Below are 13113 nucleotides of genomic sequence, written 5' to 3'. Positions count from 1 at the left end.
AAATACTGATTTAAAGGGTCTGCCTATTCTATTAGCTTTCTTTTCATTAGCATTATCCACGTCATCTAATCTTTTTATAAATAATAGATATGATATCTGTTCTATTACAGTTAAAGGGTTTGATATTCCCCCTGACCAGAAGTTATTCCATAGTTTATCTATTTTGCTCTTAATTTCTGCATTTAACATTTGTATCTTCCTTTCTAAGTTTATGATATAACACTTACTCTAAAGGGTGCTATTAGTTCAAACACTTCATCAGCCATCTTGCCAAATATTCCGTCAACTCCATTTGGATTAAAGGATGTATACGGAGCTGCAAATAATGCTGCAAAGGATATTCCTTTATTTTTAGCAATATCATTCTTAATTATTTCTAAAGTCTTAATCTGTGTTGCACTCATCTTATTATGATGCTTTTGAATGAACTCTTCAAACCTTTTATTTAATTCTATTTCATCAACACCAACAAACTTTCTGATAATACCAACTATATCCTCTTTATCTATATCAGTTTTACTTGAAAGCTCATCTATACTATAAACAAAATCATCACTAAATATTGAATAGATACCATCAATCTCTGTTTGAGAAAGCTTTTCCCCTTTTCTAATTTTATGAATTACTAGCTGGTCCTTTAATTTATCTTCGATAGCTGTCCTTACTCTTTTTTCATAAGGTTCCATGTTAGCTCCATAAAGTACTGAACCTGCACTTATTTCTTTCACTACTGATCCAGTATCTTTTATATCAATTACTACAAAAGAGCTTGCTACAGACCCCTTATGTTTCATTAAATCTCTTAAATCTATTCTTATCTCTTCTAGCTTTTCATAACTTAGATTATCCCAGCCTGAAGGCTCTAATAATGATTTTACAAGTTCTCTCTTACCATCAAACTGATTTATATTTGTTTTTAATCTTGCAAGTTTTTCCATGGTGCTATTTATTTCTCTGACTAATCCGTCCTTATCATTAGTTTCAAAGCATTGAAGTATTCTATAAATTGAGTTATCAAACAAAACAGCATCCTGATTGACCTTTGCTTCAATCCATTGCATAAGAGGAGCTATCTCTAATTTCAGCTTTTTAATGAAATCTTCACTTAAATTATTCCAATATTCCTCTCTTTTAACTTGCTCTATCTTCTTTCTATTCTTCTTTATTTCAATACTCTCTGATGGAAGTTCCTCTATGCTTGCCTTTAACTTTTCTATAAAAGCATTGCATATATCCGTTTTATGCTTTGACTTATAAACTTCTAAAAGCTTGCACATAAGCTCAAATCTAACCTGTATAGAGGTTTTTTGAGGGCTTGGTACAAATCCTTTTGGATTCATCTCAAAGAATTCAAAGTTTTTGTATGAGTCAAAAATAGCAAACTCTTTTTTATCTACTCCATCTCCAAACAAGTTATCACATCTTCTAGTTCCTCTGCCTATCATCTGCCAGAACTTAACCTTTGAATAAACAGGCTTTGCAAATACTAGGTTAACTATTTCAGGTACATCTATTCCTGTATCTAATAAATCAACTGATATAGCTATTCTAGGGAATTCTTCATTTTTAAAGTTCTCAATAAGTATTTCTTTATCCTTAACACCTGAATAAATAACGGCAGTCATCTTACCTTTGTATTGTGGATACATTTCATTAAATAAGGAATCTAAACTATTGGCATGGACTTTATTTTTTGCAAATATAATTGTTTTTCCAATGTAATCTCCAACCTTAATTCCATTATCCATAAGTGTTTTTAATATATATCTGTTTGTATCTTTGTTCGTAATCTGTTTTTCTAAAGCATCTTTATCAAATTCAAATTCATAACCATCATATCCTTCTTCATCTACCTGTCTTCTTTGTTCTTCTGTCATCTGACTGTACTTTATACCTTTTCTTAAAAATTCAGTAGTAGCATCAATTACTCTAGGCTCAATAAGATATGGCGGTACATGATTCCAGGCTTCTTGAGCAGAAAAATTAAATGTAGGATTTCCATTGTCACAATTAAATAAATCAAAAGTATTTCTTTCTATAAAATCTACCGGTGTGGCTGTAAGACCAATAATGTATGCATCAAAATATTCCAATATATCTCTATATGTTTTGTATATACTTCTATGAGACTCATCACAAATAATAAGATCAAAAAAGCCTACACTGAACCTGCTGAAATAATTAATCATAGTCTGATAGGTTGAAAAGTAAAGAGTAGCTTCTCTATTTTCTGAATTTTTACCGGTAAACCTGCAGGATATCTGCTGAGGCATAAAAGTTTTAAAACTGTTCTTATCCTCCTTAGCCTGCCTGACAAGTTCATCTCTATCCGCTAAAAATAAAACTCTCTTAACCCAGTTTGCCTCCATCATACCTTTAGTAAGCGCAATAACAGTTCTTGTCTTTCCTGTTCCCGTTGCCATAACTAAAAGCGCTTTTCTAGACCCGCTTTCATATCTTTCATATACTCTTTTAATACCTTCTATTTGATAGGGTCTTCCTGCAATATTTTTATCTATGTGAACTTTATTTAAGTCTTTCTTATACTTGTGTTTAAAGAATAATTCCTCTAAATCCTCTAAAGTGTAGAATCCCCAAAGCTGCCTTGGCTCACTGTATTTATCATCCCACATATATATTTCATATCCATTTGTATAAAAAACTATTGGACGAATCCCATAATCTCTTTCAATAGTATTAGCATACTCAACTGCCTGCTGGCGACCTATAATAGCATCAACAGAAGATTTTTTAGCCTCAATAACTGCAACTGGTTTGCCTTTTTTGTTAAACAGTACATAGTCAGCAAAACCTTTTTTACCTGCTTCTTTATGGTTCTCTAGATGAAACTCTATTTTAACTAATTCAGTATTATTAACATCCCATCCAGCATCCTTAAGCATTATATCTATAAGCTTCTTTCTAGTTTCTGCTTCATTAAGCTCTAAGCTTACTTCTGTTTCTTTCTCTATAACTTTATCTTCTTCAGTTTCAACAGCTGTTTTTACCTCTTCCTTAATTTTATTTACTTCCTTAGTATGCTCTTCTATGATTTCTTTCTTCTCATTATCATAATCTTCAATATCATATACTGGTGCTTTAGCTATTGAAGCTTTTGGCACTTTGAAAGTTAATGGCTTTATTGAAGTATCCTTTGTTACTTTTATATAAAACCATGCAGCTACCTTATACATAGAAACGAGACACTCTAAAGCATGTTTTTTATTTTCATATCCTTCATGATTAGCCTTATTGCCATAACGTCTTACTATATCAAAAAGATCGGGAATAGCTCCATTTATTCCTGTAGCTCTTAAAAGCTTAATTTTATCATCTTGAGTTGCAAATTTAGGTATTTCAACTTTCAAAGCTGTAAGTATATAATCAATTATCTGCTCTCCAAACATACGCATCTTCAGCATTGATGCATTATTATCTGTATGCAAATAATTTTCAGCCTGACTGCCTAATTTTGCTAACGTTGACCATTTATTATTTAAAAAAGTGAAATTAGACATATATATCCCCCTCTGTCTCCTTCTTAATGAGCAGTTCTATACCCAATCATAATTAATGCAATTATACTATTTAATTTATACAATAATATTTTATTTGTTTCGACTAAAAATTTCAATGTTTTATACAAAATTTCTAATTAATGTAAAACACAGCATTTTTATAAATATGCAAAAAAGTGTTTATGATATATATACTTATAACAAAAATGCACCTTTGCTGTTATAAAAGCAAAAGTGCATTTTTCTATTGTATTGAAAGCAATTTATATTATAATGCAGATTATTTAAAATATTAAATTCCTCTCATAATTTCCTCCATAGTTACCATTGCAGGAATAGCTCCCTTTTTAGTTGTTGCCAAGGCTCCAGCCTTATTTGCAAATTTTATAATTTCTTCCATTTCTTCTTTTTTCATATCAGTCATCTGTTTTAAGCTTTTGTCGCTGATTTTATGCAAAACTGCACCTAAAAATGCATCTCCTGCACCGGTTGTATCTATAGCATTTACCTTATATGCTTCTACAAGCCCAAAGCCTCCTTCATATCTGTAGAAGCATCCTTTTTCGCCCAAAGTAACGAAGATTAATTTTATACCTTTTTTAAATAAAATATCGGTTCCTTCCTTTAAGTCCTTTGTGTCAGTAATAAATTCCAACTCTTCCTCTGATACCTTTAATATATCTGCAAAGTTAAGTCCTAAGGTTATCATTTCTTTTGCATGCTCTAAGCTTTTCCATAACGGAGGGCGAAGATTAGGATCGTAGGATATAACAATTCCATTATCTTTAGCATATTTTACTGCAGCCAGTGCAGCACTTTTTGACGGCTCATCAGTTAAAGATAAGGAACCAAAGTGAAAAATCTTAGAGTTTTTTATTATATTAAAATCTATATCCTCGGTGCTTATCATCATATCTGCACCAGGATTTCTATAAAAGCTGAAATTTCTATCTCCATTATTAAGATGAACAAAAGCCAAGGTTGTATTTACCTCTTTGTTAAACTTCAGTCCATCAGTATTCACTCCATTATCTTCTAGTACATTTTTAAGAAATGTTCCAAATTCATCATTTCCTACCATGCCTATAAAGGCTGTTTTATTCTTAAGCTTTGCTAAAGCAACTGCTACATTTGCAGGAGCACCTCCAGGATTTCTTTCAAACAATATGTTTCCTTGTTCTGAAACGCCATAAGGTGTGAAATCTATAAGTAGTTCTCCTAAAGCAACAACATCAAACATTCATTTCTCTCCTTCTAAGCTTATATTTGTTTTACCAGCATGTTATCTTTTCTTCTTTTTTAGAATATCAACATAAACAGCTAATAAGATTACTATACCTTTTGCTATGAGCTGCCAGAAGGAATTTATATTAAGCAGGTTAAGTCCATTGTTTAGTACTCCTATAACAAGTACTCCCAAAACTGTTCCGCCCATCTTTCCAATTCCGCCCATCATACTTGTTCCACCAAGAACTACGGCTGCTATAGCATCAAGTTCAAAACCAACACCAACAGTTGGCTGCCCTGAATACATTCTACCACAAAGTACTATTCCGCTGAAAGAAGCTAGAAATCCTAGTAAGGTGTACACTCCTATTTGTACTTTATTTATATTAATTCCTGAAAACTTAGCTGCTTCCTTATTTCCACCTAAGGCGTAAATATGCCTTCCAAATTGTGTCCTATTCATCATATATGAAACAGCAATAAAAAATATTACAGTATAAATAACTGGAAGCGGAACTGGTCCCAAATATCCATTGCCTATAAAGTTAAAAACTGGATCTATTGTTCTGATAGGATTACCCCCTGTATAAACATAGGCAGCACCTCTTGCAATATTATACATTGCCAGGGTAACAATAAAAGGCGGTATCCCTGTCTTTGCTATAACAACACCATTAAATAACCCCAAAAGAGTTCCTACTACTAAGCCTATGAGTATAGCAAGGACTGAAGGCATATGGTTAACAGTAATAAGTCCTGCAGTTAAGGTACCTGCTAGTGCCAGAATAGAACCTACTGATAAGTCAATTCCGCAGATTATAATTGCTAAAGTCATTCCAAAAGCTAGGTTTGCATTAGTTGATACCTGTCTTAATATATTAAGCACATTGCTCTTTGTTAAAAATGCAGGAGACATAATACTTAATACTATGCACATTACTATAAGTCCAATCAATATACCTAGATTTTCTTTAATATAACTAATAACAGGATTTATAAAATATCTTTTAAGAGCTGATTCACCATCAATTTTTGCTGTACTAACTTGCATGCTTTGCACCTCCAGTAGCTAATTTCATTATTCTTTCCTGAGTAATGTCTTTTCTCTCTAAAATACCAGCAATTTCTCCTCTGCACATAACCATTACTCTGTCGCTCATGTTCGTTACTTCAGGCAAGTCTGAAGAAATCATTATAATACTTACCCCTTGATTTGAAAGCATATCTATTATGGAATAGATTTCTGCCTTTGCAACAACATCTACACCCCTTGTAGGCTCGTCTAAAATGAGCACCTTAGGCTTAGTTGCAAGCCATTTTGCTATAACTATCTTCTGCTGATTTCCACCGCTTAAATTACCTACCAACTGTTTAGAAGATGGAGTTTTAATGGAAAGCTTATTTATATAATCTGATATTATACTTTCTTCCTTATGCTTATCATTACTAAATGTTTTCATAAATTCATTTAATACACAAAGAGTGATATTGTAGCCCACACTTTTTATAAGAATAAGTCCCTGCTCTTTTCTGCTTTCAGGAACTAAAACAATTCCATTATTCATTGCATCCTGAGGAGAATTTATTGTTACTTCTTTTCCTTCAATAATCACTTTTCCGGACTTAAAGCTGTCAACGCCAAATATTGCTCTGGCAAGCTCCGTTCTTCCAGCTCCAACAAGCCCTGCTATTCCTAGTATCTCACCTTTATTTAATGAGAAGCTGATATTGTTTAAAACATTATCTCTGCTTAGATTTTTAACTTCGAAAACTTTTTCTCCAAGTTCATGGAAATTTCTTATATATAAATCCTTTAACTCTCTTCCAACCATCATTGATATAAGTTCATCCATAGTAACATCTTTTGTTTCTCTTGTTCCAATATACTTGCCGTCCCTCATAACAGTTATTCTGTCTGTTATTTGGTACAGCTCTTCCATCCTGTGGGATATATATATAATAGCTATATTTCTCTTTTTTAGATTATCAATAGTTTTAAAAAGCATATCCACTTCTTTTTCTGACAATGAAGAAGTAGGTTCGTCCATAACTATTATTTCTGAGTCAACTGATAAAGCCTTAGCTATTTCCACCATTTGCTGCTGAGCAACGCTTAGCTTTGCAACCATATCAGTAGCTTTGATTTCCAAGCCTAATGAGTTCAATATTTCTTGAGCCTTTCTATTCTGTCCAATTTTATCTACAGCTTTAAATTTACCTTTGAGCTTTTCTCTGCCTAAAAATATATTTTCACTAACAGTCATGTGAGGAACAAGACACAATTCCTGATGTATAACGCTTATGCCGTTTGCTTGAGATGCTTTAACACTGTCAATATTACGTTTTTCACCCTTTATATAAATAGAACCTTCATCTACAGGATGAATTCCAGCAAGTACTTTTATAAGCGTAGATTTTCCTGCTCCATTTTCTCCAAGGAGTGCATGAACTTCTCCATACCTCAATTCAAAATTTACTCCACATAAGGCATATACCCCTGGAAACCGTTTATGGATATTTTCCATTCGTAAAATTACATTATCCATATAAGCCCTTCACCAACTTTCACAGTAGTTTCTTAAATGATGTTATCGTTCTGCCTAAAACTAGGCAGAACGATAACTATTAGCTTATTGCCATCCATCTACTCCAAACTGATCAACATTTTCTTTAGTTATAAGAGTTACTGGTACCTTTATGTTCTTCTCAACTTTTTCACCCTTTAATACCTTGTATACAGTTTCTGCTGCAGTTTTTCCTATACCCTTTGGAGATTGTGCTGCTGTACCTGTAATCTTGCCTTCTTTAACCATCTTTTTAGCTTCTGGAGCTCCATCAACTCCATAAATAAGTACGCCTTGTTCTCTCTTTGCGGCTTGAAGAGCAGCTAAAGCTCCAAGTGCAGTTGGGTCATTTAATCCCATAACTACATCTATCTTCTTTTGAGCTTGAATTATATTTTCCATAACCGGCATTGCTTGTTCTAACTGACCATTTGAAGATTGTTTTGCAACTATCTTGTATTCTGGCTTATCTTTTACAGTGTCTTCAAAAGACTTTGTTCTATCTATAGCAGACTTTGCAGTTGGGTGCTCAAGAAGAACTACATTTGCTTCCTTCAATTTCTTCATAACATCCTGTGCTACAAGCACACCTGCATTATAATTGTCTGATGCAACAATGCTTGTTACTAAATCTTCATCAAATACTGGTGCGTCAACATTAATTATTGGTATACCAGCTTTTTTAGCTGCTTCAAGTGCTGGTTTTACTCCCTTCCAGTCAACTGGATTTAAAAATATTGCATCAACCTTCTGAGCTATAAGGTCTTCAATTTGGCTTATCTGTTTATTTTGATCAAGTGCAGGATCTAGAGCAACTAGTGTATCTCCATTAGCCTCAACTACAGCCTTTATACCATCGTTAAGAGCTACAAAAAACGGATTGTTCATTGTCATATATGTAGCTCCAAACTTATAATGCTTTTTCCCAGCTTCAGCGGAATTCTTTGAATCATTGGTATTAGTTGTTGCTGCAGGCTTTGAACTGCATCCTGCCAAAGTTATTAAAGTAAGTGCCCCTGTTAAAATAATAGATAGTATTTTTTTTGCTGTCATAAAAAAACCCCTCCTAAAATTTTTATATCTATTCGATGTCAACGATATCAGTTTGTGAAACCGTTTTTCATCTTGTCCTTATTATCACACACTCAACGTTTACATTCACCTGTACTTTGTCACTAGTTTTACATTACATTTGTCATATAATTAATGACAAAAATAATAAAACCTGCTAACAATTAAAGCAGGTTTCTAGTTTTCATAATATTTATTTAAATTTTTTTTATCTATAAGTTCCACTGGAATTTTTATATATGTCTCAACAACTTCCCCCTTCAGCTTCTTTAAAGCTGTTTCTGCAGCTGCCTTTCCGATTTTATAGGGAAATTGAGCAGCAGTTGCTGTTAAACTGCCATTTTCTATCATTTTTATAGCTTCCTCTGAACCGTCAATACCATATACAAGCACCTTTTCTTTTTTATTACTATTTTGAAGTGCTGCTATAACCCCCATGGCTGTTGGATCATTAAGACACATAACAGCATCAAAGCTTTTTATATTTTTCATAATTCGTGACATAGTATCCATGGCAATTTCAAGCTGTCCGTTTGAATTATCCTTCATAACAATATTAATATCAGAATACCTTTTTATAGTGCTTACAAAACCCTCTATTCTGTCCATGGCTGACTTTGCAGTAGGATGCTCAAGTAAGACTATATTCCCTTTTCCATTCAATCTTTTTACCATATCCTGAGCACATAGTACACCTGCATTATAATTATCAGATACTATAGTGCTTGTTACCAAACTGTCATCATAGACTGGTGAATCTACTACAATTACAGGAATATTTGCCTTACTGGCAGCTTCAAGTCCAGGCTTTACTCCTTTCCAATCCACAGGATTTAAAAAAATCATATCAACTTTTTGAGCTATAAGGTCATCAATCTGTGCCAGCTGCTTATTGTTATCAAGTTGAGAATCGAGAGCAATAAGCTTTCCATTATTACTATCAACTACCTTTTTTATTCCATCATTTAATTTAACAAAGAATGGATTATTCATATTCATATAGCTAGCACCAAATTTAAGTCTTTTTCCACTTACCGCAGAACCTGTCTGCATTTTAGGATAACAACCGAAAAGAAACACTATAATAAAAATATTGATTAATAAAACTTTAATCAGTCTTCTAGACACAGTCTGTCCCCCTTTCGAAAGCTATTAACCTAATGCTATTGTTTTAATAAGTTGTTTATTTTATTATTAAGCTTAGCGATAGTTCCTTCTGCGTCTTTACCACTATTAATAAGCTGATATATCTCTTTATCAGCTATATCCATAGCTTCCTCATACTTATGAAACCTTGGAGTTGGCAAAGACTGCTCTACAATTTCCTCAAGGGACTTCTTGTCCATAAAGAACTTTTCACCAGAGCTGTATTTTAATAACTCATTTTCCGCTTCTATGCTGCCTACTATATCCTTTATCACAGGCATACCATAAGAATACCTAAAAACATCCAGCTGGATATCCTTATTATAAGTTAAAAACTTTAGAAACTCCCAGGCTTCTTTTTTATGCTTACTTCTTGAGCTCATACCAATAAGAAAGCTATTTAACTGAGATGCATTGTTCCCTTTAGGACCCCGTGGAAGCTTAATGCATTCCCATTCAAACTTTCCATATCTTATAACCTTGTATGGATATATCTTATAGGCTCTGTAGGAGGAAAAAAGAAAAGGCTTAAATGCAACCTTTCCTGCATCAAAATCCTGCAAAGTAACCGTGTAATTTTGGTTTAACTTATTAAGAGAAGTTATAAAACTAATAGCTTCAATAATGCCTTCCTTATTAAAATCTGCGCTATTTCCATTCAGATCAAAGAGCTGCTGCCCGTTTGTATAAACAGCATGCTGCCACTGAAAGCCAACAACTCCAAACTGATCTAGCCTGCCATCACCATCAGTATCTTTAGTAATTTTTTTGCATATATTGTAAAAATCCTGCCAATTCCAATTACCGCTAGGAACCTCAATACCTTCTTTTTCAAGAAGGGTTTTGTTAACAAACATCAATTCTGGATCTAGTTCCTTTGGCAATGCATATTGATAGCCTTGAGACTGTCCTGCTTGAACAGCATTTTCGTATATTTTGTTTATATCAAAAGAACTGTCCTTTTTTATAAAGTTATCGAGCTTTTCTAAAATACCAATAGATGTAAAAGTATTAAAATCTCCAGGAAGCACACAAAACACATCTGGTTCATTCCCTTTTATGATACTCTGTGAAAGCCTTTCAGAATAATCGCTTTTAAGAATTCCACTCTTATATTTTATTTTAATATTAGGATGCAATTTCTCAAACTTATCTATAGCTTTATCCAGTGCCTTATACGACTGCCAGTCAGGCACATCATATATGCTTCCTGCAAAGGTACCAAACTCCAGCACCACAATTTTCTTTTTTTCATAATAAATAAATATAAAAGTCAATACTACAGCTATTAATGCAATTATAAAACAAAACTTTAATAATTTATCTGATGTTATTCGTTTATTAGCCATCTATATTCATCATCTCCAAACCTGATTGAACTGCAAAAATAGCTATTTGAGTTCTATCTCTTAGGTTTAATTTACTTAAAATCCCGCTTATATAGTTTCTTATAGTACCTTCACTGAAATTAAGCTTTTCTGTAATTTCCTTATTTGACATACCTCTTCCAATAAGTTGAATTATTTTCAGCTCATTTCTGCTTAAGCCTTTCAGAGCTGTTTCATCCACTTTTATTTTAAAATCAGCATTAGCCATTTTAGAAAAAAACTCTACTACTTTAACAGCTATGTTAGGGTTTATTAATGCTCCTCCCTGATTAACTGTCCTAATTGACTCTACAAGTTCATTTGAAGAAATTCCTTTAAGCAGATAGCCGCTGGCACCATTTTTTAAGGCATTATACACATATTCATCATCATCAAAGGTTGTAAGTACTATTATTTTAATTTGAGGATGCCTCTCCTTTATTAGCTTAATGCATTTAACACCATCAATTTCGGGCATACGAATATCCATCAAAATAATATCCGGTATAAGTTTTTTAGCAAGCTCAACTGCTTCTTTTCCATTTTCAGCAACACCTACAAGCTCCATATCCTGCTTATTTCCAAGTATTATTTCAAGACTCTGTCTGATAAGCTCCTGATCCTCTGCTATCATGACTCTAATCATTTAACATCTCTCCTTCTTATAGGTATAAGTACATAAATACTGAAGCCTTTTCCATCATTATTACGGAAACTAGCTTCTCCGCCTAGCATGTCCACTCTTTCTTTAATATGTTTAAGTCCAAAACCTTCTTTAATATCGCAACAGCCTATTCCATCATCATCTATTTTTATATGCAGCTCAAAATCAATAAATTCAAGAAGCACATCAATACAAGCTGCATTCCCGTGCCTTACTGCATTTGTAATACCTTCCTGCACTACTCTGTATACGGTTTCCTCCTCATCAGCACCTAGCTTTAATACTTTACCTTTTACCTTAAGATTAACTCTTGTCTTAGTACACTCATTAATATCTTCAGAAAGTTTCAAAAGCGCAGGTATGAGAGAAAATCTTTCAAGAGCATCCGGCCTCAATTCACTTACAGATCTCCTTACATCCAAAAGTCCTTTTCTCGCAAGTTCAGAGATTTTTATTAGCTGTGATTTCATCTTTTCCTTATCTATATCAAATAATTCTATACAGGCTTCCAACCCTGTAGATATCCCAGTTAGTGAATGTCCTAAAGTATCATGGATTTCCCTTGCCAGTCTGTTTCTTTCCTTTGTCTTAGCCATATCTTCGGATTTCCTTGCATAGTCCTGAAGCTGTATATTAACAATCTTTAGTTCTTCAGCTGTCTTATACAACTTGCTATAAAGCTCTTTGATTTTATTATTTTCTTCAATATGATTCTGTATTACTAATATCATAAATAGAATAAAAATAATTTCATTAGTTGAATTTAAAATATTTCTGATTCCAAATATATAAAGTCTTTGCATTGAAGTATAATACTGAACATAATCATTGATTGAAAACATATTTTTTTTAATTGATAAAATATCATAGTCTAATAGAACATAAATTATTATAACCGCAGCAATAAAAAATCCTCTCTTTTTCATGCCACCTATGTATATTATTATATTAGCAATTGCTATAAGCAAAATTCCCTTATAGCTCATATTAAGACAGTACATTATACCTACGCAGATTATAATGTCCAGTAAACTAAAAATATAAAAAACCATCTGTTTGTCTTTTGATATACGTTCTCTTACAATTACACTCATAAAAAGCAGCATTAAAAGAAGTATTGAATACACAGGTACTTTCCACGGTATCGTTGGAATGTACTTTATTTTTTCAATGAATTCACGACTAATATCATAGTCGCATATTAGTTCTGTTGTATTATAAATAATTATAGACATAAATAATATAAATATAAAATTTATTACAAACATAATCATTCGTGTCAGGAACATATTTCGTCTTAAATACATCTCTTTCACCCTGCTTTAAAATATTCATTTATAAATTATATTATTCTATGCGTTTTTGGTAATTCCTCTAAAAAAGGTTAGTTATTTTGCATATATTTTATAATTCAAACAACAAAGGTGTTTATGATATGTACTAAAAACAGCACATACCATAAACTGGATCTATGTCAATATATTAGACACAAAAAGTTGAACCTTTTATGCAATTTTTCTAGCTAAATCTTCGCATTTTTGAGGAGTTAAATATCC

General features: G+C 32.7%; 10 protein-coding genes. All 10 read right to left on the bottom strand.

The window, feature by feature from the left end; translation table 11 throughout:
- Positions 1–189 (bottom strand): type I restriction-modification system subunit M N-terminal domain-containing protein (locus tag M2651_RS13910; RefSeq protein ID WP_252132943.1); only part of this gene is annotated, 189 nt, incomplete at its 3' end.
- Between the two features lie 20 nt (positions 190–209).
- Entirely contained in the window at positions 210–3518 is a 3309-nt protein-coding gene (locus M2651_RS13905; protein ID WP_252132942.1) for a type I restriction endonuclease subunit R, read from the bottom strand.
- 292 nt (positions 3519–3810) lie between these two features.
- Positions 3811–4758: a PfkB family carbohydrate kinase gene (locus tag M2651_RS13900; RefSeq protein WP_252132941.1), complete on the bottom strand. Its 948-nt coding sequence runs from the start codon at positions 4756–4758 to the stop codon at positions 3811–3813.
- Positions 4759–4800: 42 nt separating this feature from the next.
- On the bottom strand, positions 4801–5796 hold the full coding sequence (locus M2651_RS13895; protein WP_252132940.1) for an ABC transporter permease: 996 nt from the start codon (positions 5794–5796) through the stop codon (positions 4801–4803).
- A complete protein-coding gene (locus tag M2651_RS13890; protein WP_252132939.1) occupies positions 5786–7291 on the bottom strand; it encodes a sugar ABC transporter ATP-binding protein in 1506 nt (501 codons plus the stop codon). The genes M2651_RS13895 and M2651_RS13890 overlap by 11 nt, the downstream gene beginning before the upstream one ends.
- A gap of 84 nt (positions 7292–7375) precedes the next feature.
- The gene (locus M2651_RS13885; protein WP_252132938.1) at positions 7376–8362 is read right to left on the bottom strand and encodes a sugar ABC transporter substrate-binding protein; all 987 of its coding nucleotides are present in this window, start codon (positions 8360–8362) and stop codon (positions 7376–7378) included.
- A gap of 195 nt (positions 8363–8557) precedes the next feature.
- Positions 8558–9508 (bottom strand): sugar ABC transporter substrate-binding protein, encoded by a 951-nt coding sequence (locus tag M2651_RS13880; RefSeq protein WP_252132937.1) that lies wholly within the window; start codon positions 9506–9508, stop codon positions 8558–8560.
- Positions 9509–9543: 35 nt separating this feature from the next.
- Complete coding sequence (locus tag M2651_RS13875) at positions 9544–10875, bottom strand: ABC transporter substrate-binding protein (protein WP_252132936.1); 1332 nt, start codon at positions 10873–10875, stop codon at positions 9544–9546.
- Entirely contained in the window at positions 10868–11539 is a 672-nt protein-coding gene (locus M2651_RS13870; protein ID WP_252132935.1) for a response regulator transcription factor, read from the bottom strand. The genes M2651_RS13875 and M2651_RS13870 overlap by 8 nt, the downstream gene beginning before the upstream one ends.
- Positions 11536–12864, bottom strand: coding sequence for a sensor histidine kinase (locus M2651_RS13865; RefSeq protein ID WP_252132934.1), 1329 nt, complete (start codon positions 12862–12864; stop codon positions 11536–11538). Before M2651_RS13865 ends, M2651_RS13870 begins: the two co-directional genes overlap by 4 nt.
- Positions 12865–13113: the final 249 nt, after the last annotated feature.

It is taken from the genome of Clostridium caldaquaticum (assembly GCF_023806125.1).
Lineage (GTDB): Bacteria > Bacillota > Clostridia > Clostridiales > Clostridiaceae > Clostridium_AT > Clostridium_AT caldaquaticum.
Note: the sequence above shows the minus strand (reverse complement) of the source record. Positions and strands in the feature narration are given on the sequence as shown.

Coding starts and splice junctions, on each gene's coding strand:
- M2651_RS13900 (WP_252132941.1), bottom strand. CDS start 4,758: ATGTTTGATGTTGTTGCTTTAGGAGAACTACTTATAGATTTCACACCT.
- M2651_RS13875 (WP_252132936.1), bottom strand. CDS start 10,875: ATGGCTAATAAACGAATAACATCAGATAAATTATTAAAGTTTTGTTTT.
- M2651_RS13890 (WP_252132939.1), bottom strand. CDS start 7,291: ATGGATAATGTAATTTTACGAATGGAAAATATCCATAAACGGTTTCCA.
- M2651_RS13885 (WP_252132938.1), bottom strand. CDS start 8,362: ATGACAGCAAAAAAAATACTATCTATTATTTTAACAGGGGCACTTACT.
- M2651_RS13895 (WP_252132940.1), bottom strand. CDS start 5,796: ATGCAAGTTAGTACAGCAAAAATTGATGGTGAATCAGCTCTTAAAAGA.
- M2651_RS13905 (WP_252132942.1), bottom strand. CDS start 3,518: ATGTCTAATTTCACTTTTTTAAATAATAAATGGTCAACGTTAGCAAAA.
- M2651_RS13870 (WP_252132935.1), bottom strand. CDS start 11,539: ATGATTAGAGTCATGATAGCAGAGGATCAGGAGCTTATCAGACAGAGT.
- M2651_RS13865 (WP_252132934.1), bottom strand. CDS start 12,864: ATGTATTTAAGACGAAATATGTTCCTGACACGAATGATTATGTTTGTA.